This window comes from Puniceibacterium confluentis, from assembly GCF_007923445.1.
Classification (GTDB): domain Bacteria; phylum Pseudomonadota; class Alphaproteobacteria; order Rhodobacterales; family Rhodobacteraceae; genus Puniceibacterium; species Puniceibacterium confluentis.
In genome coordinates this window covers 96,322-120,513 of record NZ_VOJI01000009.1, presented here as the reverse complement: position 1 = coordinate 120,513, position 24,192 = coordinate 96,322, and the positions used below count along the sequence as shown (strand labels likewise).

The window sequence follows — 24,192 nt, the reverse complement described above, 5'->3', positions numbered from 1 at the left end:
CCCGGGGAGTCCCGGCACAGGCCGGGACAGGGCAGAGCCCAGATCCCGTTTCAGCGCCCCTCGTATTGCGCCGGGCGTTTTTCGAGGAACGCCACGACCCCTTCCCGGAAATCCCGGGTCTTGCCGCATTCGCCCTGAAGCTTTGCCTCCAGCGCCAGTTGTTCGTCCAGTGAGTTGTCGAACGACCCGCGGATAGATTCCTTGACCCGCGCATAGGCCGCCGTCGGCCCTTTCGCCAGATGCGCGGCACGTGCCTGCCACCGCGCGGCAAAGTCCTCGTCCCCGACCGCTTCCCAGATCATGCCCCAGTCGTCGGCCTGCCGCGCCGTGATCTTTTCGGCAAACAGCGCCGCCCCCATCGCCTTGGCCAGCCCCATCTGCCGTGGCAGATACCAGGTGCCGCCGGCATCGGGTATCAGTCCGATCCGGGTAAAGGCTTGCAGGAAGAACGCGGATTCGGCGGCAATCACCACATCCGCCGCCAGCGCAAGGTTGGCCCCGGCCCCGGCCGCCGCGCCGTTCACCGCACAAATCGTCGGCACCGGGCAGTCATAGATCGCCCGCAGCATCGGCACGTATTCGTCGCGCAACGTCCGCTCGAGATCGAGATTTGCCGCCGTCGCCCGATCGCCCAGATCCTGACCGGAACAAAAGGATTGCCCGTTCCCGGTCAACACAACCACCCGCGCGTCGCGTCCGCCCCGAAGCACCGCATCGGTGATTTCGGCCCGCATCTGGGTGTTCAGGGCATTCATCACATCCGGACGGTTCAGCGTGACCACCGCCACGTTGTCGCGGATTTCGAACTGGATGGTATCATAGTGCATCGGCGTGCCTCCTGTGGTGCGTCGGCATCAAACACGCCGCCACAGGGTTTGGCAAAGCCAAACGCGGCGTCACTCCTTGAGGATCTCCTGCAAGCGCTTTTGCTCGTCCGGGCTGAGCCCGGCTTCGCGCGGTGCGGCGGCATCCGCCCGGCCCCTGACGTACAACGCCCCCATGCCCAGTGCCGCCAGCAACATCAGCGGTCCGGCCGCCCAGAGCAGCCAGTTCCAGCCGCCCGTGGTGGGGCGCAGCAGGACAAATTCGCCGTAGCGTTCGACGATGAAGGCTATGGCCTCGGAATCGCTGTCCCCGGCCACCAGCCTGTCGCGCAGCAGCAGGCGCAGATCCCGCGCCAGCGGCGCATTGGATTCGTCGATACTTTCGTTCTGGCAAACCAGACAGCGCAGCCCTTTGGACAGTTCCCGCGCCCGGGCCTCGAGCATCGGGTCGTCCAGCACTTCGTCCGGCTGCACCGCCAGCGCCGCGCTCGGGAAGACGCCAACCGACGCGGAGATACCGACGAGCGTCCCGAACATCACTGACAGCAACAGGGCCCTCATTCCGCCGGTATCCCCTGTACCGGGGTTGTCGCCTTGCGGGCTCCGGCGGCGATCCGGTAACGCCGGTCCGACAGGCTCAGCGCGCCGCCAAGGGCCATGATGATGCACCCGCCCCAGATCCAGTTCGCCAGCGGCTTCACATAGGTGCGCATGACAAAGCCACCGTTGTCCTGTGCATCGCCAATCACCACATAGACGTCGCGCAGAAAGCGGTAGTCAATCGCCGCCTCGGTCGTCGGCATCTGCGCCACCGGATAGTTGCGTTTCTCGGGATGCAGCAGGGCGACCTCCTGCCCGTCCCGCAACAGGCTTACCGTGCCCATGGTCGAGAAATAGTTCGGCCCGCGGATCTGCTCGACATTTTGCAGCTGCAGTTCGTACTGGCCAACCGTGAAGGTTTCACCGATCTGCGCCACCCGGATGTCTTCTTCCTGCCAGGCCATCAGTCCGGCGATCCCCAGGATCGTGATCCCCATGCCGGAATGTGCCAGCAACTTGCCCCAGTCTGCGCGTGGCAACCGCAGCAGTCGCGACAGGTTCCGCGACCGGCCCAGCCGCCCCAGGAGATCGGTGACCGACCCCGCGACCAGCCAGACCCCGAGAAAGACGCCAATCGGCCCCATCAGGCTGCGCCCGGTCTGGCTGGCCCAGACCAGCCCGGCCAGGGCAACCGCCAGACCAAAGGCCGGCAGCAGGCTTTGCAGCGTGCGGGTCACTTTTCCGCGTTTCCAGGACATCATCGCGCCAAGCGGCAGGATCAGCCCCAGCAGGATCATGAACGGTGTGAAGGCGAAGTTGAAGAACGGCGGCCCGACGCTCAGCTTGCGGTCAAAGAACATCTCGGCCACGAGCGGCCACATGGTGCCCACAAAGACGACAAAGGCGGCGACCGCCAGCAGGATGTTGTTGGCCACCAGCGCGCTTTCGCGGCTGACCACGCCAAAGACACCCTTGGCCTGCATCGCCCCGGCCCGCGCCGCAAACAAGGTCAGCGCGCCGCCGGTGAAAAACACGAGGATCATCAGGATGAAGACGCCGCGTTCGGGATCGTTGGCAAAGGCATGGACGCTGGTCAGCAATCCCGAGCGCACGATGAAGGTGCCGATCAGCGAAAATCCGAACGCCAGGATCGCCAGCAGGATCGTCCAGCTTTTCAGCGCCTCGCGCTTTTCGACCACGATGGCGGAATGCAGCAGCGCCGCGGCCAGCAGCCAGGGCATGAACGACGCGTTCTCGACCGGGTCCCAGAACCAGAACCCACCCCAGCCGAGCTCGTAATAGGCCCACCAGGACCCCAGCGCGATGCCGATGGTGAGAAAGATCCAGGCCGCCAGCGTCCAGGGCCGGACCCAGCGGGCCCAGGCCGCGTCGACCCGGCCTTCGATCAGTGCGGCGACCGCAAAGGAAAAACAGATGCTGAGGCCAACATATCCCAGATACAGGAACGGTGGATGAAAGGCCAATCCGGGGTCCTGCAGCAGCGGATTGAGGTCCTGGCCGTCGAACGGCGGCACGACCAGCCGCAGGAACGGGTTCGAGGTGAACAGGATGAACGCGAAAAACGCCACGGCAATCGAGGATTGCACCGCAAGCACCCGTGCCCGCAGGGTTGGCGGCAGATTGCCCCCGAACCAGGCGGCCATCGCGCCGAACAGCGCCAGGATCAGCACCCAGAGCAGCATCGAACCTTCGTGGTTCCCCCAGGTGCCAGAGATCTTGTAGAGCATCGGTTTGGCCGAGTGGGAATTGTCGACCACCAGCTTCAGGCTGAAATCCGAAACGATGAAGGCATGCATCAGCGCGCCGAAGGAAAAGGCCGTCAGCAGGAACTGCGCTGTCGCCGCCGGTTCCGCGACGGCCATCCACCCCGGCCAGCGCTTGTGCGCGCCGACAAGGGGGACAACCGACTGAACGCAGGCGATCAGAAACGCGAGGATAAGGGCGAAGTGGCCAAGCTCTGTAATCATGCCCAAGGTATAGGCGCTCACGGCCAAGGGGCCAACGGAATTCCGCGGCCCCGGGTGTTCACGTTGTCGCGGGTCTCACGCCCTGGAGCGCAGCCAGTCCGCCAAAGCCGGATTGTCGGGCGCGGTGTCGTCATCTTCCTGCAACAACGCCCCCTGGTCGTGCGCCGGAGTCACATCCCGCAGAGTCTCGATATCGCCAAGGGTGCGCACCACCTGCGGCACCGACGCCATTGTCACCGCAAGATCGCGTTGAAAATCCTGTCCCTTGGCCTGATAGCGCGACCCGAAATAAAAGCTCACGATCGCCCCCAGCAGCCACCAGAGCGGTTCGGGCACCAGGGCGATTCCGGTCATCCGCGCGGCAAACCAGACCGGATCGACCATGGCCGCAACGAACATGCCCAGCGTTCCCAATGCCATCGCCGGGCGCGGCACCCGGTTCAGCGCATCCATGAAACGATCGAACAGGCCACGCCGGGTCAGGCGGAATTCCTGGCCAAACTGTTGCAGGGCGGCCGTCTGCAATGAGGAGTCGCGGCCCGCCTGCGCTTCGGCATTGACGCGGAACACCTCGGCCGTTTCGGCCACGACATTGCGGCCGGACCCGAACAACAGCGTCATCATCTTCCCGATCACCCCCATCTTGCCACCCTTTCGCTGAATTGCCGGTCACTGAGATGATAGCGCGGTGCGATGAAGCTCTCGGCGCGTGTGATCCAGCCGCCTTTTCCGCCATCCCGTCGCCGTGCGTATTTTCGAGAGGCCGGGCGACGTTCGGCCAGATCGAAATAGTAGTTGCGTCGCGCGATACCGTAGGCATCTTCCAGATGGTCCGGGGCCGCCGCCAGTGCCGCCGCCGCGGCACGGACGGTCTGCGGACCGATCAGCCCGTCGACCTGCACAAGCTCGCCCATCTGACACAGCAGCCGCTGCAGGATCTTCACCGCATTCGCCCCGGCGTTCACGTACATGTCGAATACCGACGCCTGCAACGCCTCGGGCAGGAGCGCGATCCTGGGACGCTGGAAATAGTGCTCCACAAAAATGTCCACTGCCCGGGTGCGCGTCAGGCGTCGCACGTCCGCGACGCTGACCTGCCCGTCGCCGGTAAGGTCCAGCCCCAGCCTGCGCATCGTGTGGATGGTGACGCCGAAATTGGTGGCGCCCCCGGGATCGTCGGGATCGTTCACAAAGCCACCTTCGCGGGTGACAATTTCTTCTGCGATCTGACGGACGCTCCGACGGGTTCGGGACATCTGTTGCCTCGTGCTGTGTTGAAAGCCTGGGCAAAGGCTGTTCCAAAGGGATTAACGATCCTTGAGCCCGCCGTTCGGAGACCCGATGCAACACGACAGCCTGACCGCAGACCAGATCATCGCGCTTCTGGACCTGACGCCTCATCCCGAGGGCGGATTTTACCGCCAGACCTGGATCGACACCGCGGATGGTGACGCCCGTCCCAGCGGGACCTGCATCTATTTCCTGCTGAAACAAGGTGCGGCCAGCCACTGGCACAGGGTGGATGCCACCGAGATCTGGCATCACTACGCCGGGGCGCCGCTGACCCTGTCACTGGCACCGTCGCTGCGGGGCCCGCGACGGGACCATCTGCTTGGACCGGATCTGGCCGGCGGTGCGCGACCACAGATCATTGTGCCAAGGGACCACTGGCAGGCCGCTGCCACAACCGGGCTCTGGACATTGGTCGGCTGCACCGTCTGCCCGGCATTCCGGTTCGACGGCTTCACGCTGGCCAGACCGGACGTGACCATTCCGGACTGACTGCGGCGGTTGCAGGGCCTGCTTGCGCGATCAACGGGGTACGAAAATACGCGGGGGTACGAAAAAACGCGCGCCCCGGTCGGGACGCGCGCTGTGCCGGGGTCAGCGACCCCGGCGATGAGTGCAGGAAGTTACTCCCAGAAGGCTTCGTCAACGTCCTGCAGCTCTTTCAGCTGCTCTTCGCTGTAACCCACCACCAGCGAGATGCTGGCATCGTCCACGGGGATGAGCTTGACGCTCTCCATCGGGACAAAGACGTGCTTGTCGCCGATACCGAGGAAGCCGCCGACTTCGGCAACGACACCCTTGATCTTGCCGTCAGACGACAGAACGATGTCTTCGATTTCGCCGATGTTTTCCCAGTCTTCGCCGACACCTTCGTAGGTCACGGTTTCAAACTCGGCCACACCTTCGACAGTGTTGGCGGAATAGATCGTGCCACCCAGAATGTCGCGGGCGCGGATCAGGTTGGAATGGTTTTCCATCATGCCGTCCGTCGCTTCGGCGGTTTCAGTCGTGGCGTTGTCGACCGCGGTCTCGGTTGCGACAGCCGCATCGTTTGCAGCATCCGCTGCCGCATCGGCCGCATTGTCGGCTGCGTTCTCAGTCGCGTCAGCCGCGTTCTCGGCTGCGTTTTCGGTGGCTTCGGCGGCGTTCTCAGCGGCGTTCTCAAGGTTCTCGCCGGCATTTTCGAGGTTCTTTTCCATCTGCTCGCCATTGGTGTGGCTTTCGGCAAATGCGGCGCCGGTCGCCAGCGTGAAGGCAAGAGCGGTTGTGGTCAGAAGACGTGTCATGTTCAGATCCTTTGCGAACTGCTTCGAAGTTGTGCAAGGATAACTGGCTTGCCCGGCCTCCGTTCCCTGGAAGCCGGGAAATTTATTTCGCAATTTTCACGGAACTCTGACCACAAACCGTGCGTTTGCGACTTCGGTTTTCAGCGATATAGCAGCACGTATTCAACCAATTGCCGGGTGGAGCCGTCTTTGCCTTCGGCGGTTTCCCGGCCCGTGACGACCGGCCCGAGCGAGGTCGCAAGCTCCTTGCCCAACTCGACCCCCCACTGATCGTAGGAGTTGATGCCCAGAATGACACCTTCGACAAAGACCCGGTGTTCGTACAGCGCGATGATCCGTCCCAGCACCTCGGGTGTCAGCAACGGATAGATCAGCGTGGTGGATGGGCGATTGCCGGGAAAGACCCGGTGCGCCGCCTGCCGTTCCAGCTCGGCGCCCGTCAGCCCCTTGGTGCGCATGATGTCACGCGCCGCCTCGATCGAGCGGCCCTTCATCAAAGCCTCGGACTGGGCCAGACAGTTGGCGACCAGAAGATCCTGATGGTGACGCAGGTCCTGCTCGTGACCCGCCGCCCCGACCAGAAATTCGCAGGGAACCGTGCGGGTGCCCTGATGGATCAGCTGATAGAACGCGTGCTGGCCATTGGTGCCCGGCTCGCCCCAGACAACCGGTCCGGAATGGACCGACAGCGGGTTGCCGTCCATCGACACGCCTTTGCCGTTGCTCTCCATTTCCAGCTGCTGAAGGTAGGCCGGCAGGCGCGAGAGCCGGTTGTCATAGGGCAGCACCGCCCGGGTGGCATGGCCCAGAACCTGATTGTGGAACATGCCGACAAGCGCCAGGAGCACCGGCATGTTCTGATGCAGCGGAGCCGCGCGGAAATGCCGGTCCATCTCTTGCGCGCCGCGCAGAAACGCCTTGAAGGCATCGGGGCCCACGGCAACCATAAGTGTCAGACCGATTGGTCCCCAGACCGAATAGCGCCCTCCGACCCAGTCTTCGAACCCCAGAACCCTGTCGCCCGGGATGCCCCATTCGGCAGCTTTTGCCGCATTGCTGGACAAGGCGACAAAGCGTCCGCTGTCCAATACCCCGTGATGGTCCAGCCAATCCCTGGCGGTCCGGGCGTTGGTCATCGTCTCGATGGTCGTGAAGGTCTTGGACGCGACGATGAACATCGTGGTCGCAGGATCGCACCCGCGCAGCACGTCCGAGATATCCGCGCCGTCTACGTTCGACACGAAATGGCAGCGCGGACCGTCGTGATAGGGAGACAGCGCAATCGCCGCCATCTTGGGTCCAAGATCGGAACCGCCGATCCCGATGTTCACCACGTCGGTGATCTGCGACCCGCGGATCTCGTTGGCGACTGTCTCCATCTGTCTGAGCGTCGCCATCACCTCGGGCATGACGTCGGTGCCATCCACCAGCACCGCACCGCCGTCAAGATTGCGCAGCGCGGTGTGCAGCACGGCGCGGCCCTCGGTCTCGTTGATCTGAGCGCCGCCGAACATCTCGTCCCGGCGCGCTTCGACGCCCGCGTCCTGCGCGACTTTGATCAACGCCGCGCGGATCTGATCGTCCAGTTGGGTCTTGGAATAATCGAACAACATGCCCGACGCCTGCAGGCTGAATTCCGCAGCCCGGTTGGCGTTCTGGAAAAGGTCTTCGATCCGGCGCGGTCCAATGCCGTCCGCCAGTTGCTTTACGTCATCCCACATGAGGTCACTCCGCCCAATGAACCGTTGCTCCGTCCAGAACCGCCGAAATCGGCGCCTCCAGCGGTGTCAGAGACCTGGATCGCTCCAGCGCCTCGCGTTTGTCCTGCCCGAATATCAGCAGATGTTTGCGCAACGCGCCGTTCAGCACCTCGGCTGAAAGGGTGATCCGGGGTTCCGGCGCCCCAGGCGCGCGCATCGGGAGCACTATCGGCGCGCCGGGCGTCAGCGCCTCGACCAGCCTGTCCGCGCCGGGAAAGAGCGACGCCGTATGCATGTCAGCCCCCATGCCCAGCAGCACGACGCCCAACGGCAGGTTGGGCGCGATGATGTCAGACAGTTCCGCGATCCGCTCTTCGGGGTGGGTGCAGTCCAGGTACATCGGCAACAGATGTGCGGCCGCAGCCTTTTCGACCAACAGCCGTTCGCGCAGCAGTCTGGTGTTGGACCGCTCGCTGTCCTCGGGCACCCAGCGTTCGTCGGTCAGCATCACGCTGACCCGGTCCCAATCAAGACTGACCGCACACAGGTCGTCGAACACCGGCCCCGGCGACGTGCCCCCCGGCACCGCAAAGGCCACCCTGTCATTCTGCGCCAGTGCCGAGCGCAACTCGCCCGCGAGCTGGTTTGCCAGATCCATCGTCAGCGCTTCGCGGTCGGGATATTCCAGAAAGGTGTAACTCATGCCTTCAGCTCCCTCCACCGGCGTCCGTCACGATGCATCAGCATCAGCGAATCCTCGGGCCCCGAGCCGCCCTGATCGTAGGGCTTGGGCACATCGCTGCGCGCGGTCCAGCCGGCAATGATCGGATCGGTCCAGGCCCAGGCCGCCTCGACCTCGTCCCCGCGCATGAACAGCGTCTGGTTGCCCCGGATCACATCCATGATCAGCCGTTCGTAGGCTTCGGTCGCCTGCTCGGCTTCCGGCCCCAAGGCATCGGCAAAAGTCATGTCCAGCGGCACATCCACCAGACGCATTCCGCCCGGTCCCGGCTCCTTGATGGTGACATCCAGTGTCATGCCCTCGTTCGGCTGCAACCGGATCGCAAGCACGTTGCGATGCCGTCCGGCATCCGCGCCAAAGATTGAATGCGGTGCATCCTTGAACACCACGACAATCTCGGAGGTGCGCGCCTTGAGCTTCTTGCCGGTGCGCAGATAGAACGGTGTGCCCGCCCAGCGCCAGTTGGAAATGTGCAGCTTCAGCGCCAGAAAGCTTTCGGTGAACGAGCGCGGATTCTCAACGTCCTGGCGGTAGCCCGGCGCATCCGCCGTCTTGTCGTACTGGCCGCGGACAATGTGATGCGGCTCGACCGGTTCGAGCGCGCGGATGACCTTGAGCTTTTCATCGCGCACGGCATCGGGTTCGAACTTGGCAGGCGGCTCCATCGCAATCAGGCAGAGAAGCTGCATCAGGTGGTTCTGCACCATGTCGCGCATCGCGCCCGACGTGTCATAATACCCGCCACGGCCACCGACGCCGACGGTTTCCGCCACGGTGATCTGGATATGATCGACATACTGCGCATTCCACAGCGGCTCGAACAGCACATTGCCGAACCGCACGGCCATCAGGTTCTGCACCGTTTCCTTGCCCAGGTAATGGTCGATGCGATAAATCTGGTGTTCGTCAAAATGCTTGGCCAGCGTCGCGTTCAGCGCCCGTGCCGAGTCGAGATCCTTGCCGAACGGCTTTTCCACCACGATGCGGCTGTCGTCGCCGGCAAGGCCGTGCAGATGCAGACGCTCGGCGATATCGCCGAACAGCGACGGCGCAACCGAGAAATAATAGGCATGGACCAGTTCGGCACGCACCCGGTCCTTGAGTTCGGCCCAGCCGCCCTCGCCCTGTGCGTCGATGGTGACATAGCCGACGCGGTCGAGAAATCCGTCAACCTGCTGGCATTCGTCAGACAGCGGGCCGGCAAATTCGGTGATCGCGTCACGCACAAAGTCGCGGTAGCCGGAATCGTCCATATCCGATCGAGCGGCCCCGATGACCTGGGCTTCGGGCGGCATCTGGCCGGCGCAATACCGGCGGAACAGGCCGGGCAGAATCTTGCGCCGGGCCAGATCACCGGTGCCACCAAAAATGACGAGGTCGAAGGGTTCGACCGGAATAACACGCGAAACCATGGCAGGTTTGCTCCGTTCTTGACTCTTGGGTGCCTTGGACGCCCGCCTCTCAGCGACCATCCGTTAGCGCTAACGCGGCTTTCATACCGCAGCTTCAGGGCAAAGTCTAACATCCACTTCAGTCATCACAATGCCCCCTGTCGGCATGGCGTCGCGGTCACACTTTCTCACCTTGCAGGTGACGGCACCCGATGCTGTGCCCGATCCTGAAATGCGCCGGATCCGCACAAAGCCGAAACACCGTCCCGATCGAACTCCGGCGCCGGCGACACGCCCCCTGGCCAACCACCTGATATCGAGCGCTTTTAAGATCGTCGGACCGCAGGTGGCAAGGTTCGACAGTCGGGCATCCGGATCCAGAGGGTGACCATTGCACTTGAACGCAACAGCACTCCATGCGACCACCTCAGCCTAAATGGAGGCTCCGGATGGCACCCCGCAAGATTATCATAGACACCGACCCGGGTCAGGATGACGCAGTCGCCATCCTTCTCGCACTGGCTTCACCGCAAGAGATCGAGGTTCTGGGCATCACCGCAGTGGCCGGAAATGTTCCCTTGGCGCTGACGCAGAAAAACGCCCGGATGGTCTGTGAACTGGCCGGAAAACCCGAGACGCTGGTCTTTGCCGGCTGTGACGCCCCTTTGCGGCGCAAACTGACCACTGCCGAACATGTGCACGGCAAGACCGGGCTCGACGGGCCGACCCTGCCCGATCCGACGATGCCGTTGCAGCAGGCACATGCTGTCGATTTCATCATCGACACATTGCGCGGCCACGACCCGAAAACCGTGACCCTGTGTCCGGTCGGCCCCCTGACCAACATCGCAACCGCGCTCCGCAAAGCCCCGGATATCGCCGACCGCATCCAGGAAATTGTCCTGATGGGGGGGGCGTATTTCGAGGTCGGAAACATCACGCCGACGGCCGAGTTCAATATCTATGTCGATCCCGAAGCCGCCGGGATCGTCTTTGCCTGTGGCGCGCCGCTGACCGTCATGCCGCTGGATGTCACCCACAAGGCGCTTGTCACCGCCAAACGCAATGCCGCTTTCCGGGCGCTGAATTCTCCGGTGGGTGACGCTGTCGCTCTTATGACCGAATTCTACGAGCGCTTTGACCGGGAAAAGTACGGCACCGACGGCGCGCCGCTGCACGATCCCTGCGTCGCCGCCTATCTGATCCGGCCCGAGCTCTTTTCCGGCCGCTTCATCAACGTCGAGATCGAGACATCCTCGGATCTGACCCTTGGCATGACGGTGGCGGACTGGTGGGGCGTCTCGGACCGCGCGCCCAACGCCACCTTCATGGGGCAGGTGGATTCCGACGGATTCTTTGCATTGCTTACCGAAAGGCTGGGTCGGCTTTGAAATCTCTGCATCTTGCCAGCGCCGAGGACGCGCCAAAGCTGCTGCCGCTGGTCGCGGCGCTACACCTCGATCAGGGTTTCAGTACCGACGCGGCACATCAGGAGCGCGCTGTCATGCCGCTGCTTCAGGGATCGCCGCATGGCGCCATCTGGCTGATCGGGCCGCGCCGGGCTCCGGTTGGATACATCGTGGTCAGCTTTGGCTGGTCGGTTGAATACGGCGGCATGGACGCAATTGTGGATGAGCTTTATGTCCGCCCTGCCGTGCGCGGCCGCGGCATGGCGGGCGAGGCGATCAACGCACTGGGCCAGGCGCTCAAGCAGAGCACGATCAAGGCGCTGCACCTCGAAGTCGACAACTCGAATGAAGGCGCTCTAAGATTGTATCAACGGTGTGGTTTCAAGGCCCGCAACGGCTATATGTATATGACCCGCAAGCTGTGACGCCCGTTGTCGCGGCATCGCGGGACACACCGCCCCCGCAATCCAACGCACTGTGACGACCTGATCCGCATGACCCTGCACATCCCGTTCGACAACAGCTATGCCGCCCTGCCCGACGGCTTTTACAGCCGTATCAGCCCGACTCCGGTCGCGGCGCCGTCGCTGATCGCTGTCAACCGCGACCTCGCAAAGATCCTGAAGATCACGCTGCCCGAGGATACGGCTGAAATCGCGCGGATATTCTCGGGCAACGCCCTGCCCGAGGGCGCCGCGCCGCTGGCGCAACTCTATGCCGGTCACCAGTTCGGCCACTTCAGTCCGCAGCTTGGCGACGGCCGCGCCATCTTGCTGGGCGAAACCGTGGGCCGTGACGGTCTGCGCCGCGACATCCAGCTCAAGGGCGCGGGGCCCACCCCCTATTCGCGCATGGGTGACGGGCGCGCCTGGCTGGGTCCGGTGCTGCGCGAATACGTGGTCTCCGAGGCCATGCACGCATTGGGGGTGCCCACCACACGTGCGCTGGCCGCCGTGCGCACCGGCGAAGACATCCAGCGCGAGACGCTGCTGCCGGGCGCGGTGCTGACCCGTGTCGCCGCCAGCCACATCCGCGTCGGCACCTTTCAGATCTTTGCCGCGCGCCGCGACGGCGCCGCCTTGCAGCGGCTGTACGAGTATACCCGTCAGCGGCACTATCCGGATGCCTCCGACCCCGCCGCCCTGCTGCAAGGTGTCATCGAACGGCAGGCGGCGCTGGTGGCCCACTGGATGAGCCTGGGCTTCATCCATGGCGTCATGAACACCGACAACTGCACCCTGTCGGGAGAAACCATCGACTATGGTCCCTGTGCCTTCATGGACACCTACGATCCGCAGGCGGTGTTTTCCTCGATAGATCGTCACGGGCGCTACGGCTATGCGGCTCAGGCGGACATCATCGTCTGGAACATGGCGCAACTGGCCACCGCGCTGATCCCGCTGATGCCCGATCCCGAAGCCGCCGTGGAACAGTTCACCGCGCAGGTCCACGCCATGCCCGGGCTGATCCGCGCCGAATACGAACGGCGGTTTGCCGCAAAGATCGGAATTGCGGCCATGCGGGACGGTGACAAACAGCTGGTGACGGAACTGCTGACCCGGATGCACGCCAATCAGGCGGATTTCACCAACACATTTCGGGCGCTGGCCGACGGAACAGCCCGCGACCAATTTAGCGATGCGACCGACTTCGACAATTGGGAAACGGACTGGACCCGGCGTCTTGAGGACGAAGCCGAGCCGAAGGCGCTCATGCGGCGGACCAACCCGGCTGTGATCCCGCGCAACCACCGGATCGAGCAGATGATCGCCGCCGCACTTGCCGACGACGATGCACCGTTCCACCGGCTGAACGCGGTTCTGTCCCGGCCCTTCGACGATGATCCCGGCGCGGCCGACCTGCGCCGACCGCCGACCCCTTCCGAAGTGGTTCCGGCAACCTTCTGCGGAACCTAGCCCGTCTGCCTGCCGGTCCTAACGCCTGCGCCGCCGGTTGATCAGAACGATCCCGACCGCAACCAGCCCCAGCGCCCCGATGAGCCCGGGGCCCAGCGGTTCGTCCAGCAGCAGCCAGCCCATGGCCACCGACAGGACCGGCGACAGAAAACTGAACGCGGCAACATCCGACGCCGGATAGATCGCGATCAGCCCCAGCCAGAACACATAGCCAAGGCTGGCCACGAACAGCGACTGGAACACCACACCACCGACATGCAGCCAGCCCGGATCGCGCAACAGGTCGCCGAACAGCGGCGCCAGCACCATCAGCAGCACCGCTGAAACGCCCAACTGCCACACCAGCTGCGATTCCGCATTCAGCCGCGAGACCTGGGTCAACCGGACGGTGAGCGCGATTCCCGCCCAGGCCAGCGCCGCCCCGACAGCGGCCAGATCGCCGCGCAGATCGCCCACCGCCCGTGTGTGCGGGTCCAGCAATGCCCAGACCACCCCTGCCATCGCCAGCGCCAGACCGGTCGCGCGGCGCAGCGACAGGGTTTCGCCCGGCAAGGTGAAATGGGCCGCCAGTGCCAGCCAACAGGGCATCGAATAGAACAGGATCGACGCGCGGGACACTGTCGTCAGATCCAGTGCGATGAACAGAAAGATGAACTCCAGTGTGAACAAACAGCCCAGCATCAGCCCCGGCCACAGCGTCGCCCGCAGTCCGGAGACCCTCTTGCCCCGCAGCCGCACCCAGATCATCAGCAGTCCCAGCGCCAGAACCGAGCGCAGCCCGGCGGCGAAAACCGGGCCGAAACCGCCGTTGGTCAGCTTGATGACCACTTGATTCAACGCCAGTACCCCGGCGAAAACCACCAGCCCGGCCGCTCCGGTCAGATCAATCGAGTCACGTCGTTCCATATCGCCATGGACACGTCCCGTGCGGCAAGGTCAAGCGGCCTATCGGATGGCGGAATCCCGGCGGCTGATGCAGGGTTGTGCAAAGCTCCCAAGCCCGAGGCCCCGATGATCCCGATTTCCGCCTTTGACATCCTTCCCGATGGCAGCGCACGCCCCTCTGCCGATCTTTCCACTCCGGTCGGGTCCGGTTACCGCTGGGTGCATTGTGACCTGAGCGACCCCGACCTGCCCGGCTGGCTCGCCGCACATGTTCCCGAACGTGCGGTGGACGCCCTGCTCGCACCCGAGACCCGGCCCCGTGCCTTTGGCCATGACGGCGGGCTGATCGTGATCCTGCGCGGGCTCAACCTGAACGAAGGCGCGCAGCGCGATGACATGGTTTCACTGCGCGGCTGGTTTTCCGAGCGTCTTGTGGTCACGACCCGCATCCGCCGCATCTTTGCCGCCGAAGAACTGCGCCGCCGGGTCGCTGAAAACAAGGCGCCGCCCACCCCGGCGGCCTTTCTGGTGGCGCTGAGCGAAAACCTGACCGACCGCATCGAGGACAACGGCGTCGCACTCGAAGACCGGCTGGACGTGCTTGAAGAGATTCTGTTCGCCAATGATCAGGCCCCGGAATGCGACGAAATCCCGGAACTGCGCCGCAGTGCCATTCGTCTGGGGCGCTTTCTCATCCCCCAGGCCAGCGCCCTTCATGCTTTGCAGGACACGCGCCTGCCCCTGATTGATACCGACATGCGCGAGGATCTGGGTGAAATTGCCAACGGCGCGCAGCGCGCGGTCGAAGAACTGAACGCCGTGCGCGACCGGTTGGCCGTGCTCACCGATCATCTTGAATCGCGCCAGAACGCCCGGTTGTCGCGCAACTCATATGCGCTGTCGGTGGTGGCGGCGGTGTTTCTGCCGATGGGATTTCTGACCGGGCTGTTCGGCGTCAATGTTGCGGGCATGCCGGGCACCCAGATGCCACAGGCCTTTGCGGTCCTCACCGGGGCGACACTGGCGATGGGGTTTCTGGTCTGGCTGGTCCTGCGGATCTTGCGCCTGTTCTAGAGCCCGCCCGTTTTTTCCTGCAACCCCTCAGTCAATATGGCATGCTGCCGGTGCAGGACATGAAACTTCTAGGGAGGATGCTTCGCATGGGACTTATGGGAACACTGGCCAAACTGGCCATCGGATATGCCGCCGCGCGCGGTGTCGACAAGATGGCCGGTGGACAGGGCCTGGGTGGGCTGCTGGGCGGTGGCGCTCAGATCAAGGGCGCGCATCCCGCCAGCAGCGCACAGGCCCAGATGGGAAACATGCTTGCAGGCAAGGCGCCGCAAGGCACGGATGCCATGCAGTCGATGATGGAAAAGTTCAAGGCGACGGGATTCGATCTTTCGGCGTTTGCCGGTCAGACCGGTGGCGGCGCCAATCCGATGGCCGCGATGATGGACAAGATGAAATCAAGCGGCTTTGATCTTTCGGCCCTGATGGGGGCCGCTGCGGGCGCAGGCGGCACGGCGGAAAAAGGGCCGCTGCTGTCGTCTGCGGACCAGAATGGCGCCGGAATGGCGGGCCTGTTCGCCGCCGCAGGCGGAGTGGCGGCGATGCAGGGCAAAAGCGTCGCGGGCATGCTTGACCAGTTCAAGATTTCGGAAACCGCGCCCGAAGCCGAAAAAAGCGCGGCATTGATGCTGCGCGCAATGATCCAGGCCGCGAAAGCGGACGGCGCAATCGACAAGGTCGAAAAGGCCAAGATACTGGAAACCATAGGCGACGATTCCGCGCCGGACGACATCGCTTTCGTCAAGGAACAGCTGAAGGCTCCGGTCGACGTCAAGGCGCTGGCCGCAGACACCCCCCAGGAGCAACGGATGCAGGTCTACTCGGCCTCGTTGATGACAATTCGCGTCGACACCCAGTCCGAGGCGGAATACCTGGACGCTCTTGCTCAGGCGATGGAGCTGGACGAGCCGACGGTGAACATGCTGCACATGCAGATGGGCCTGCAACCACTTTACAACTGACGTCTCAGGGCAGCACCCGGGTTCGGTCCAGGCCTTTCCACAAGGTCAGAGACCGGACCCATTCTACAATTCGGCCATATCGTGCACCTGGTCGGCTGCCGCTCCGGGGGGCGTGCGATCCCTCCCCTTGACCGCCCTCGGGTTTTGCGCTCTCTCCTGCGGCATGACATCCCATCCCCTCTTCGGTTTGCTTCTGGCCACGTTCGGAGCCCTCGTGCTGACTCCGGATGCGCTGTTCATGCGCCTGTCCGGCATGGACGGGATGCAGATGCTTGGCTGGCGCGGGCTGTCGATGGGCGGTCTGTTCCTGCTGGCCTGGTTCGTGACCACATCCAGCCGTGTGCGGGATCTGGGAATACTGGCCAGCGGCGCCGGTCTCGCGGTGATGCTCTGTCAGGCTCTGAATGCCACGTTGTTTCCCACAGGCATCGCGCTTGCGCCGGTTTCTGTGGTTCTGGTCTCCGTGGCCACCACGCCGGTCTGGTCCGCCGTGCTGGCACGCCTTCTCTATGGCGAAGTCACCAGCCGCGCCACATGGCTCACGATTGTCGCGGTGCTGTTCGGAATCGCCATAGCGGTCAGCGGCAAGGGCGATGCAGCCCTCAACACCTCGGCGTTGCTGGGCGCGCTGTGCGGGTTGGGGGTGGCCTTTTCCCTGGCACTGAATTTCGTGATCCTGCGCAACACCAGTCGGGTGCCGATTTTGCTGTGCATCGGTCTGGGGGCGTTGCTTGCAGGCAGTTTCGGCCTGCTGTCCGCCACGCCCGCGCGGATGATGGACGGAACCGTCTGGGCCATTGCCCTCACCGGGGCATTGATCCTTCCGGTCTCGTTCTTTTCGCTCTCGCTGGCCTCGCGCCATACCGCGGCAACCAACGTCAGCCTGCTGATGCTGCTGGAAACCGTGATTGGACCGCTCTGGGTCTGGCTGGGCACCGGCGAGACACCGACGCCGCGCATGCTGCTGGGGGGCGCGCTGGTGTTGATCAGCCTTGCGGCCTACCTGCTCGGCACTGACCGCGCCGCCCGCAGGCGACGCAGTCAGACCGTCTGATCAGGCTGCCTTGGCCGCCGACTTGTTGCCCGCAGGCCGCCGCCGCCGCCGGTTGGTGCCGGGCTTTGAGCCGCCGGGCTTGCCGCCGCCATTGCCGCGCCGCTGACCACCGTTGCCGCCGCCGCGCTCGGGGGTGTCCAGACCTTCCCAGGCCCGGCCCGAAGCCACCGGAATGGTCATTTTCAAGACCTTCTGGATCGCTTTCAGTTCACCAATCTCGTCCGGTGCGCAAAACGCGATCGCTGCGCCCTCACGTCCGGCCCGCGCGGTCCGGCCAATGCGGTGCACATAGTTTTCCGGCACGTTCGGCAGTTCAAAGTTGTAGACATGCCGCACTGCCGGAATATCCAGCCCGCGTGCCGCCACATCGGTCGCCACCAGCACACGGACGCTACCATCACGAAACGCCTTCAGAGCGCGGTCGCGCTGACCCTGGCTCTTGTTGCCATGGATCGACGCCGCGGCAAAGCCGGCCTTTTCCAAGGTCTTCATCAGCTTTTCCGACCCGTGCTTGGTACGGCCGAAAACCAGTGCCAGTTCGTCCTTGTGCCCGTCCAGCAGCTCGATCAGCAGTTTGGTCTTTTCCGCCTTGGCGATGAAATGCACCGACTGCGCGATCTTGTCCGCCGCCTTGCCCGGAGGCGACACCTGCACCTTTTCCGGATTGTCGAGATATTCGCGCGACAGGTCTTCCATCAGTTTCGGCATGGTGGCCGAGAACAACATGGTCTGACGCTTCTTTGGCAGGTGCGTCGCAATCTGACGCAGGGCATGGATGAACCCCATGTCCAGCATCTGGTCGGCTTCGTCGAGCACCAGGAAGCTGCATTCGTTCAGGCGCACGGCACGACGCTCAATGAGGTCGATCAGGCGACCGGGCGTGGCGACCAGCAGATCAATGCCTTTTTCCAGCCGCTTCGCCTGTGCGTTCAGCGACTGACCGCCCACGACGACAGTCACCTTCAGCGGCGATCCCAGAGTCAGTTCCTTCAGGGTCTCGGCAATCTGCCCCGCCAGTTCGCGGGTTGGGGCAAGCACCAGACCGCGTACGGATTTGGGCGCCGGTCGTCCCAGACCCGAGATCTGTGCGACCAGCGGCAGGCCAAAGGCCGCCGTCTTGCCGGTGCCGGTCTGTGCCAGGCCCATCACGTCGCGGCCGGCCATGGCAAACGGAATGGCCCCGGTCTGGATCGGTGTCGGCTCGGTCAGGCCCATCTGGGTCAGACGGGTGACAAGCGATTTGGGCAGGCCCATTGTAGTAAAATCAGTCAAAACAGTTCCTTTCGGACGACGTCAGACGCCGCCTCGAGCAACGGACTGCTGATTGCAGCCCATCAGGTGGAGAGGCACAGAACCGCCCTCAGACCGAATGTCCGAGAGGCGTTGCACCCCGTGCCCCACGCGTGATTTTGGAAGCAATTGCGGTCTCCGTGACCCACGGCGCATCTGGCGCCGGTCAATCTGCTCACGCGGCAGAAGAGATCCGTCGATGGACCACATGGCGGTTTCCGTCCGCCAAGTCAAGCGCGCATCCCCACCGACCGGGTCATTTAGCCTGTTGGCCTCCCTGCCCGGGATTGGCTAAAGCTTATGAACCCACGTGTGAGGATTCGATGACCGACACCATCACCAGCCGTTGCGAAGCCAAGGGCCTGCGCATGACCGAACAGCGCCGCACCATCGCGCAGGTGTTGGAGGAAGCGACCGACCACCCCGATGTCGAGGAACTGTATGCCCGGGCCTCGGCCCGCGATGACCGGATTTCGATCGCCACGATCTACCGCACGGTGAAGTTGTTCGAAGAGGCCGGAATTCTGGACCGGCTGGAATTCGGGGACGGACGCGCACGGTACGAGGATGCAGAGCGCGACCACCACGACCACCTTATCGACATGCAGTCCGGCGACGTGATCGAATTCGTGGACCCTGAAATCGAAGCGCTGCAGGAAAAGATCGCCGCCAAGCTTGGCTACAAGCTCAAGGGGCACCGGTTGGAGTTGTACGGCGTCCCGCTTACCAAACGCTGAGAACGAAACCGGCGTCGCTGTCAGGCCGAAAATATTCGCAGAAATTCGCCAAATTGCCTCACCGGGCAATAGCCCCGGCCCGACGCCAAGGCGCTCTGGCATGCCTTGACTGCGCCGATCAGGTTGCGGTCCCGACAGATTCGTTAGCGCTAACCTGTACATTTACATTTTGCATCTGCCTGCTATACGCAGGGTCAAGCAACCCCCTCCAAGAGACTGGACCCCATGAGCACAATTATCGACATCCACGCCCGTGAAATCCTCGACAGCCGTGGCAACCCGACCGTCGAGGTCGACGTAACCCTGGAGGACGGCACCATGGGCCGTGCCGCCGTGCCCTCGGGCGCGTCGACCGGTGCCTACGAGGCCAACGAGCGTCGCGACGGCGACAAGTCCCGCTACATGGGCAAGGGTGTGCTGGAAGCCGTGGCCGCGGTGAATGGCGAGATCGCCGAAGAACTGCTGGGCATGGACGCCACTGAACAGGTCGCCATCGACATGTCGATGATCGAACTGGATGGCACAGAAACCAAGTCGCGCCTGGGTGCCAACGCCATTCTCGGCGTCTCGCTCGCTGCCGCCAAGGCTGCTGCGGAATACAATGGCCTGCCGCTGTTCCGCTATGTCGGCGGTACATCGGCCCGCGTGTTGCCGGTGCCGATGATGAACATCATCAATGGCGGCGAACATGCCGACAACCCGATCGACATCCAGGAATTCATGATCATGCCGGTCGCCGCCGCGAATATTCGCGAAGCGGTGCGCATGGGTTCCGAAGTCTTTCACACCCTCAAGAAGGCGCTCTCGGCCAAGGGTCTTTCGACCGGTCTCGGCGACGAGGGCGGGTTTGCTCCGGATCTCGGCTCCACCAGAGAAGCGCTTGATTTCATTCTGCAATCCATTGAGACAGCTGGATTCAAGCCCGGTGAGGACATCTGCCTCGCGCTTGATTGTGCCGCAACCGAATACTTCAAGGGCGGCAAATACGAGATGAAGGGCGAAGGCAAATCGCTCACCTCCGAAGAAAATGCTGCCTACCTTGCACAGCTTTGCGCGGATTACCCGATCATCTCGATCGAGGACGGCATGTCCGAGGACGACTGGGATGGCTGGAAGGCCCTGACCGATCTGCTTGGCGACAAGATCCAGCTCGTCGGTGACGATCTGTTCGTCACCAACCCCAAGCGTCTGGCCATGGGCATCGAAAAGGGTTGCGCCAACTCCATGCTGGTCAAGGTCAACCAGATCGGCACCCTGACCGAGACGCTGAAAGCTGTGGACATGGCGCACCGCGCGCGGATGACCAACGTGATGTCGCACCGCTCCGGCGAAACCGAGGATGCAACCATTGCCGACCTCGCCGTTGCCACCAACTGTGGTCAGATCAAGACCGGCTCGCTGGCGCGCTCGGACCGGCTGGCAAAATACAACCAGCTGATCCGCATCGAAGAGATCCTGGGCGAGACGGCGGAATTCGCCGGCAAGTCAATCCTGAGATAACACGGTGGCGCGCGGGTCACGGCCCGCGCGCTGTATCGCCGCCCTGGATTCTCAGAGGTCGTGCCCTGCGACAATGCCCCCGCTATGGCCCGGGGAAATCTCTGCTGTTTCGGCTACGATCCTGTGAAACGCGTTCGGTTGTTAATTCGTTCAACTGCCGGAGTCCGGGACGCTTTCCTGGTACACGCCCTGCGCCTTGAGCGCGTCGATGACCTCTTTCGGCATGTAGGTTTCATCGTGTTTGGCAAGTATTTCAGTCGCTTCAAAGACACCGTTCACGTAGCGACCGGTACCGACCATGCCCTGTTTCTCTTCAAACAGATCCGGCAAAACCCCGGCATAGATGACCGGCACAGAGGCGCCGCCATCCGTCACGCTGAAGCGAATCTCGTGGCCCTGTCCGCGCAGCAGACTGCCTTCCTCGACCAGACCGCCGATGCGGAACACCTCTGTCGGGCGCGGCGGTTCCGCGACCACCTGGCTGGGTGAGCGGAAGAAGTTGATGCCGTCGCGCATGGCATAACCGATCAGCCCGGTCGAAATCACCAGCGCCACGGCAGCCAGCGCAACCACCTGGATCCGGCGTTTCTTTTTAAGTGATTTCAGTGCCATATACGACCCTCCTCAGATCCATCTCAGGGAAAACACGGAACCAGCATCAGACCTGCCGTCTCGTCTTCTCCCAGCATCAGGTTGGCATTCTGCAGCGCCTGTCCGGAACTGCCCTTTGTCAGATTGTCGAGCGCGCCAATCACGATGGCCCGGCCCGGGATACGGTCGCCGGTCACGCCGATATGCACAAAGTTCGAGCCGCGCACGTGGTGCGTCGACGGCGTTTCTCCGAACGGCAGCACTTTGACAAACGGCTCGTCGGCATAGGCCTTTTGCAGCGTGCCATAGACCGCCTGCGGATCGCCCTTCACATAGGTGGTCGCCAGAATTCCCCGGTTCGCCGGCATCAGGTGCGGCGTGAACTGCACCTTTACAGAACGCCCCGCCAAGGCACTGAATTCCTGATCGAATTCACCCTGATGGCGGTGCGTGCCGCCCACCGCATAGGCATTGTAGCCCTCGGACAATTCGGCATGCAGCAGGTTTTCCTTGAGACTGCGCCCGGCGCCCGACACGGCGCATTTCATGTCCAGGATGATGTCGTCGAGATCGATCACCGCACCGGCCACAAGCGGACGCAGCACAAACTGCCCGGTTGCCGCGTTGCAGCCCGTTCCGGCGACCAGGCGTGCCTTGGCAATCTCGGCGCGATAGAATTCCGTCAGGCCGTAGACCGCCTCTTTCTGCATCTCGACCGCGCCATGCGCATTGCCGTACCACCTGGTATATTCCGCCGGATCGCGCAGCCTGAAATCGGCGCTCAGATCGACGATCTTCAGGGTTTTCGGCAGTTCGCGGATCACTTCCTGGCTGGTCTTGTGCGGCAAGGCGCAGAAACACAGGTCAATGGCGCTGAAATCTATCTGTTCCCATGTGACCAGGTCCGGCAGGTCCAGATGCCGCAGGTGCGGAAACACCTGTGCCATGCTCTGCCCGGCCTTGGAATTGGCCGCCAGCGCCGCAATCTCCATGTTGGGATGGGTGGCGATCAGTCGGATCAACTCGGCACCTGTATAGCCGCTGGCACCGATGATCGCGATTTTATGGGGCATGAGGTCTCTCCGTGGGGGCGTTGCCGGGGGCGCCGCGTCTGGGCGCCTGTTTAGCGGATATGGGCGCCGGGTCAAAGCCTTGCCCGGAGCATGTCAACAACCTGTGTAGGGCCGCGCACAGGGCCGCGAGATCAGGCCTGCTGAAACAGGATCTGTCGTCGCAGGAACTGTGTCGCGCGATCCGACACACGGCGCGGGTCGCCCGTGGTCAGGAACTGCGACTCGGTCCCCTTGCCCAGCATGCCGGGATGCCGCTCGAGATAGTCCGCCAGCGAGTCGGCCACCAGATTGGCCTGGCTGTAGACGCTCACCTCCGGCCCGAGCGCAGCCTGGAACACGTCCTGCATCAGCGGATAGTGTGTGCATCCCAGGATGGCGGCCTGCGGCTGCGGCATCTTGCGCATCAGCGCATCCACATGGCTGCGCACGAGGGCCTCGGCGAGAATCATGTCGCCCTCCTCGATGGCGTCGACCACACCGCCACAGGCCTGTGCCTCGACATCCACACCGATGGCGCGGAACGCCAGCTCGCGCTGGAACGCCCGGCTGCGCACCGTGGCCGGTGTTGCAAACAGGGCCACGTGTTTCACCGCCACTTCGCGCGGCGGAGAATTGTCGCCCCACTGCCGCTCGGTCATCGCTTCGATCAGCGGCACAAACACACCCAGCACCCGCTTGTCGCGCGGGATCCAGCTTTCCTGCATCCGCCTCAGGGCCGCGGCGCTGGCGGTATTGCACGCCAGAATGACCAGATCGCAGCCTGCGGCCCAGAGCCGTTCCACCGCGTTGGTGGTCAAATTGTAGATGTCGTCGGCATCGCGCACACCGTAAGGCGCGTGGCGGCTGTCGGCGAGATAGACAAACGGCACCTCCGGCAGGCGCTTGCTCACCGCATCCAGCACCGTGAGCCCCCCCAGACCCGAGTCGAACACCCCTACCGCCATCGAAATATCCTCTGCTCGCAGGCTCTCAGGCCCTTGTCTTGCGCCGTTCCTCGAACTCGAACCCGTAGTCATACGAGGCGAGCGGGCTTGGGCTAAGCTCATACGTCGCTTTGCGCAGGAAATCCATCATTGCGCGTGGGTCTTTTGCATGGCGTTGCAGCATTTCTGCAGGTATCGGCCCGCCGATTGCAACCTGTACAGGGGTATCGACCCGCTTGCGAAATTCCTGGATCAGCAACCCCATCCGCAGCGTGACGTGCAGGTGGCTGGCCAGCTGGAACAACCGGCTGGTGTGACCGTCAAAGAATATCGGCACCACGGTCGCACCACTCTGCGCCACCATCCTGGCGGTAAAGCTGCGCCATCCCGGATCCATCGGCCGCGCAAAGGGTTTCAGGGCCGTCGATACCGTTCCGCCGGGAAAAATGCCGACAGCACCGCCGCCGTCGAGGTAGCGCAGCGCCTTCTTGCGGGTGTCGAGGTTCTGGAGCACCGCCTCGCGGCTGTCGTCAAAGGAAACCGGCAGGACCACCTGCGCCAAATCGTCGGCCTTCTGAAAGACCGAATTGGCCAGGATCCGAAAATCACCGCGCACCACCGACAGGATATGGCCCATCATCAGTCCGTCGAGGATGCCATAGGGGTGGTTGGCAATCACGATCAGCGGACCCGTCGCCGGAATATTGCTCAGATCGCCGCGCACCACTTCCAGCGCGAGACCATAACGCTCCACCATCACCTGCCAGAAGTCGCGCCCTTCAGCCACCTCACGTTCGTAGCCACGAGCGCGGCGGATCAAACTGATCCGCCCGGTGGCATTTTCCATCAGGCGGATCAGCGCGCGACCACCCCGGGTGCTGGCCGAGTAGGCGTAACTGATGTCCCCGGCATTCCGGCGCGTCGCCTGCATTTGAGAGATCCTTGAAAACCCGCGCCTGTCTAGCGCGGTTCCGGTGACCGCGCCAGAGAGTGTGACCAACGCATGCTCCCCGTGGGACG

24 protein-coding genes are annotated in these 24,192 nt (G+C 63.4%); 9 read left to right on the top strand and 15 right to left on the bottom strand.

Annotation, left to right across the window (positions count from 1 at the left end; translation table 11 throughout):
* Positions 1–50 precede the first annotated feature (50 nt).
* The 5 genes from FOY53_RS11995 to FOY53_RS11975 form a co-directional block, all read right to left on the bottom strand.
* Positions 51–827, bottom strand: a complete 777-nt coding sequence (locus FOY53_RS11995) for an enoyl-CoA hydratase-related protein (protein WP_146589097.1) — start codon at positions 825–827, stop codon at positions 51–53.
* 69 nt (positions 828–896) lie between these two features.
* Positions 897–1,361: a cytochrome c-type biogenesis protein gene (locus tag FOY53_RS11990; protein WP_246107378.1), complete on the bottom strand. Its 465-nt coding sequence runs from the start codon at positions 1,359–1,361 to the stop codon at positions 897–899.
* A gap of 20 nt (positions 1,362–1,381) precedes the next feature.
* Positions 1,382–3,352, bottom strand: a complete 1,971-nt coding sequence (locus FOY53_RS11985) for a heme lyase CcmF/NrfE family subunit (protein ID WP_146589093.1) — start codon at positions 3,350–3,352, stop codon at positions 1,382–1,384.
* A 75-nt stretch (positions 3,353–3,427) separates the two neighbouring features.
* Positions 3,428–3,994 (bottom strand): holin family protein, encoded by a 567-nt coding sequence (locus tag FOY53_RS11980; RefSeq protein ID WP_186766589.1) that lies wholly within the window; start codon positions 3,992–3,994, stop codon positions 3,428–3,430.
* Entirely contained in the window at positions 3,985–4,608 is a 624-nt protein-coding gene (locus FOY53_RS11975; protein ID WP_146589091.1) for a holin-associated N-acetylmuramidase, read from the bottom strand. Before FOY53_RS11975 ends, FOY53_RS11980 begins: the two co-directional genes overlap by 10 nt.
* An 85-nt stretch (positions 4,609–4,693) precedes the next feature.
* Between FOY53_RS11975 and FOY53_RS11970 the strand changes: the two genes are divergently transcribed.
* Complete coding sequence (locus FOY53_RS11970) at positions 4,694–5,134, top strand: cupin domain-containing protein (protein ID WP_246107369.1); 441 nt, start codon at positions 4,694–4,696, stop codon at positions 5,132–5,134.
* 131 nt (positions 5,135–5,265) lie between these two features.
* On the opposite strand, the gene FOY53_RS11965 is transcribed toward FOY53_RS11970, so the two are convergent.
* The 4 genes from FOY53_RS11965 to zwf all read right to left on the bottom strand — a co-directional run bounded on the left by FOY53_RS11965 (position 5,266) and on the right by zwf (position 9,782).
* Positions 5,266–5,928, bottom strand: coding sequence for a PRC-barrel domain-containing protein (locus tag FOY53_RS11965; RefSeq protein WP_146589089.1), 663 nt, complete (start codon positions 5,926–5,928; stop codon positions 5,266–5,268).
* Between the two features lie 140 nt (positions 5,929–6,068).
* On the bottom strand, positions 6,069–7,649 hold the full coding sequence (gene pgi / locus FOY53_RS11960; protein ID WP_146589087.1) for a glucose-6-phosphate isomerase: 1,581 nt from the start codon (positions 7,647–7,649) through the stop codon (positions 6,069–6,071).
* 4 nt (positions 7,650–7,653) lie between these two features.
* Entirely contained in the window at positions 7,654–8,331 is a 678-nt protein-coding gene (gene pgl, locus FOY53_RS11955) for a 6-phosphogluconolactonase (RefSeq protein WP_146589085.1), read from the bottom strand.
* Entirely contained in the window at positions 8,328–9,782 is a 1,455-nt protein-coding gene (gene zwf, locus FOY53_RS11950; RefSeq protein ID WP_146589083.1) for a glucose-6-phosphate dehydrogenase, read from the bottom strand. The genes pgl and zwf overlap by 4 nt, the downstream gene beginning before the upstream one ends.
* Before the next feature lie 428 nt (positions 9,783–10,210).
* Here zwf and FOY53_RS11945 point away from each other — a divergent pair, with 428 nt between their 5' ends.
* The 3 genes from FOY53_RS11945 to FOY53_RS11935 all read left to right on the top strand — a co-directional run bounded on the left by FOY53_RS11945 (position 10,211) and on the right by FOY53_RS11935 (position 13,086).
* Positions 10,211–11,152, top strand: coding sequence for a nucleoside hydrolase (locus tag FOY53_RS11945; protein ID WP_146589081.1), 942 nt, complete (start codon positions 10,211–10,213; stop codon positions 11,150–11,152).
* Positions 11,149–11,595, top strand: coding sequence for a GNAT family N-acetyltransferase (locus tag FOY53_RS11940; RefSeq protein ID WP_146589079.1), 447 nt, complete (start codon positions 11,149–11,151; stop codon positions 11,593–11,595). The genes FOY53_RS11945 and FOY53_RS11940 overlap by 4 nt, the downstream gene beginning before the upstream one ends.
* Positions 11,596–11,664: 69 nt before the next feature.
* The gene (locus tag FOY53_RS11935; protein ID WP_146589077.1) at positions 11,665–13,086 is read left to right on the top strand and encodes a protein adenylyltransferase SelO; all 1,422 of its coding nucleotides are present in this window, start codon (positions 11,665–11,667) and stop codon (positions 13,084–13,086) included.
* A gap of 18 nt (positions 13,087–13,104) precedes the next feature.
* On the opposite strand, the gene FOY53_RS11930 is transcribed toward FOY53_RS11935, so the two are convergent.
* Complete coding sequence (locus FOY53_RS11930; RefSeq protein ID WP_146589075.1) at positions 13,105–13,992, bottom strand: DMT family transporter; 888 nt, start codon at positions 13,990–13,992, stop codon at positions 13,105–13,107.
* Between the two features lie 105 nt (positions 13,993–14,097).
* Here FOY53_RS11930 and FOY53_RS11925 point away from each other — a divergent pair, with 105 nt between their 5' ends.
* The 3 genes from FOY53_RS11925 (at position 14,098) to FOY53_RS11915 (ending at position 17,058) form a co-directional block, all read left to right on the top strand.
* Entirely contained in the window at positions 14,098–15,045 is a 948-nt protein-coding gene (locus FOY53_RS11925; RefSeq protein ID WP_186766588.1) for a zinc transporter ZntB, read from the top strand.
* Positions 15,046–15,131: 86 nt separating this feature from the next.
* On the top strand, positions 15,132–16,004 hold the full coding sequence (locus FOY53_RS11920; protein WP_146589071.1) for a DUF533 domain-containing protein: 873 nt from the start codon (positions 15,132–15,134) through the stop codon (positions 16,002–16,004).
* Positions 16,005–16,167: 163 nt separating this feature from the next.
* Positions 16,168–17,058 carry a DMT family transporter gene (locus FOY53_RS11915; protein ID WP_146589069.1) on the top strand — a complete coding sequence of 297 codons (891 nt, stop codon included), beginning with the start codon at positions 16,168–16,170 and terminating at the stop codon, positions 17,056–17,058.
* Here FOY53_RS11915 and FOY53_RS11910 read toward each other — a convergent pair whose 3' ends face one another.
* On the bottom strand, positions 17,059–18,330 hold the full coding sequence (locus FOY53_RS11910; RefSeq protein ID WP_146589066.1) for a DEAD/DEAH box helicase: 1,272 nt from the start codon (positions 18,328–18,330) through the stop codon (positions 17,059–17,061).
* A 341-nt stretch (positions 18,331–18,671) separates the two neighbouring features.
* Between FOY53_RS11910 and FOY53_RS11905 the strand changes: the two genes are divergently transcribed.
* Entirely contained in the window at positions 18,672–19,085 is a 414-nt protein-coding gene (locus FOY53_RS11905; RefSeq protein ID WP_146589064.1) for a Fur family transcriptional regulator, read from the top strand.
* 225 nt (positions 19,086–19,310) lie between these two features.
* Entirely contained in the window at positions 19,311–20,585 is a 1,275-nt protein-coding gene (eno, locus tag FOY53_RS11900; RefSeq protein ID WP_146589062.1) for a phosphopyruvate hydratase, read from the top strand.
* Between the two features lie 150 nt (positions 20,586–20,735).
* Here eno and ccmE read toward each other — a convergent pair whose 3' ends face one another.
* The 4 genes from ccmE to FOY53_RS11880 form a co-directional block, all read right to left on the bottom strand.
* Positions 20,736–21,197 carry a cytochrome c maturation protein CcmE gene (ccmE, locus tag FOY53_RS11895; RefSeq protein ID WP_146589060.1) on the bottom strand — a complete coding sequence of 154 codons (462 nt, stop codon included), beginning with the start codon at positions 21,195–21,197 and terminating at the stop codon, positions 20,736–20,738.
* Between the two features lie 23 nt (positions 21,198–21,220).
* Positions 21,221–22,249, bottom strand: coding sequence for an N-acetyl-gamma-glutamyl-phosphate reductase (gene argC / locus FOY53_RS11890; protein WP_146589059.1), 1,029 nt, complete (start codon positions 22,247–22,249; stop codon positions 21,221–21,223).
* A gap of 131 nt (positions 22,250–22,380) precedes the next feature.
* Positions 22,381–23,193, bottom strand: a complete 813-nt coding sequence (murI, locus tag FOY53_RS11885; RefSeq protein WP_146589057.1) for a glutamate racemase — start codon at positions 23,191–23,193, stop codon at positions 22,381–22,383.
* 25 nt (positions 23,194–23,218) lie between these two features.
* On the bottom strand, positions 23,219–24,103 hold the full coding sequence (locus FOY53_RS11880; protein WP_146589055.1) for a lysophospholipid acyltransferase family protein: 885 nt from the start codon (positions 24,101–24,103) through the stop codon (positions 23,219–23,221).
* Positions 24,104–24,192 lie beyond the last annotated feature (89 nt).

What these genes read in the sequence shown, in the direction of transcription:
- FOY53_RS11995 (WP_146589097.1), bottom strand. Translation starts at nt 827, where the DNA reads ATGCACTATGATACCATCCAGTTCGAAATCCGCGACAACGTGGCGGTG.
- FOY53_RS11990 (WP_246107378.1), bottom strand. Translation starts at nt 1,361, where the DNA reads ATGTTCGGGACGCTCGTCGGTATCTCCGCGTCGGTTGGCGTCTTCCCG.
- FOY53_RS11985 (WP_146589093.1), bottom strand. Translation starts at nt 3,352, where the DNA reads ATGATTACAGAGCTTGGCCACTTCGCCCTTATCCTCGCGTTTCTGATC.
- FOY53_RS11980 (WP_186766589.1), bottom strand. Translation starts at nt 3,994, where the DNA reads ATGGGGGTGATCGGGAAGATGATGACGCTGTTGTTCGGGTCCGGCCGC.
- FOY53_RS11975 (WP_146589091.1), bottom strand. Translation starts at nt 4,608, where the DNA reads ATGTCCCGAACCCGTCGGAGCGTCCGTCAGATCGCAGAAGAAATTGTC.
- FOY53_RS11970 (WP_246107369.1), top strand. Translation starts at nt 4,694, where the DNA reads ATGCAACACGACAGCCTGACCGCAGACCAGATCATCGCGCTTCTGGAC.
- FOY53_RS11965 (WP_146589089.1), bottom strand. Translation starts at nt 5,928, where the DNA reads ATGACACGTCTTCTGACCACAACCGCTCTTGCCTTCACGCTGGCGACC.
- pgi (WP_146589087.1), bottom strand. Translation starts at nt 7,649, where the DNA reads ATGTGGGATGACGTAAAGCAACTGGCGGACGGCATTGGACCGCGCCGG.
- pgl (WP_146589085.1), bottom strand. Translation starts at nt 8,331, where the DNA reads ATGAGTTACACCTTTCTGGAATATCCCGACCGCGAAGCGCTGACGATG.
- zwf (WP_146589083.1), bottom strand. Translation starts at nt 9,782, where the DNA reads ATGGTTTCGCGTGTTATTCCGGTCGAACCCTTCGACCTCGTCATTTTT.
- FOY53_RS11945 (WP_146589081.1), top strand. Translation starts at nt 10,211, where the DNA reads ATGGCACCCCGCAAGATTATCATAGACACCGACCCGGGTCAGGATGAC.
- FOY53_RS11935 (WP_146589077.1), top strand. Translation starts at nt 11,665, where the DNA reads ATGACCCTGCACATCCCGTTCGACAACAGCTATGCCGCCCTGCCCGAC.
- FOY53_RS11930 (WP_146589075.1), bottom strand. Translation starts at nt 13,992, where the DNA reads ATGGAACGACGTGACTCGATTGATCTGACCGGAGCGGCCGGGCTGGTG.
- FOY53_RS11925 (WP_186766588.1), top strand. Translation starts at nt 14,098, where the DNA reads ATGATCCCGATTTCCGCCTTTGACATCCTTCCCGATGGCAGCGCACGC.
- FOY53_RS11920 (WP_146589071.1), top strand. Translation starts at nt 15,132, where the DNA reads ATGGGACTTATGGGAACACTGGCCAAACTGGCCATCGGATATGCCGCC.
- FOY53_RS11915 (WP_146589069.1), top strand. Translation starts at nt 16,168, where the DNA reads ATGACATCCCATCCCCTCTTCGGTTTGCTTCTGGCCACGTTCGGAGCC.
- FOY53_RS11905 (WP_146589064.1), top strand. Translation starts at nt 18,672, where the DNA reads ATGACCGACACCATCACCAGCCGTTGCGAAGCCAAGGGCCTGCGCATG.
- eno (WP_146589062.1), top strand. Translation starts at nt 19,311, where the DNA reads ATGAGCACAATTATCGACATCCACGCCCGTGAAATCCTCGACAGCCGT.
- ccmE (WP_146589060.1), bottom strand. Translation starts at nt 21,197, where the DNA reads ATGGCACTGAAATCACTTAAAAAGAAACGCCGGATCCAGGTGGTTGCG.
- argC (WP_146589059.1), bottom strand. Translation starts at nt 22,249, where the DNA reads ATGCCCCATAAAATCGCGATCATCGGTGCCAGCGGCTATACAGGTGCC.
- murI (WP_146589057.1), bottom strand. Translation starts at nt 23,193, where the DNA reads ATGGCGGTAGGGGTGTTCGACTCGGGTCTGGGGGGGCTCACGGTGCTG.
- FOY53_RS11880 (WP_146589055.1), bottom strand. Translation starts at nt 24,103, where the DNA reads ATGCAGGCGACGCGCCGGAATGCCGGGGACATCAGTTACGCCTACTCG.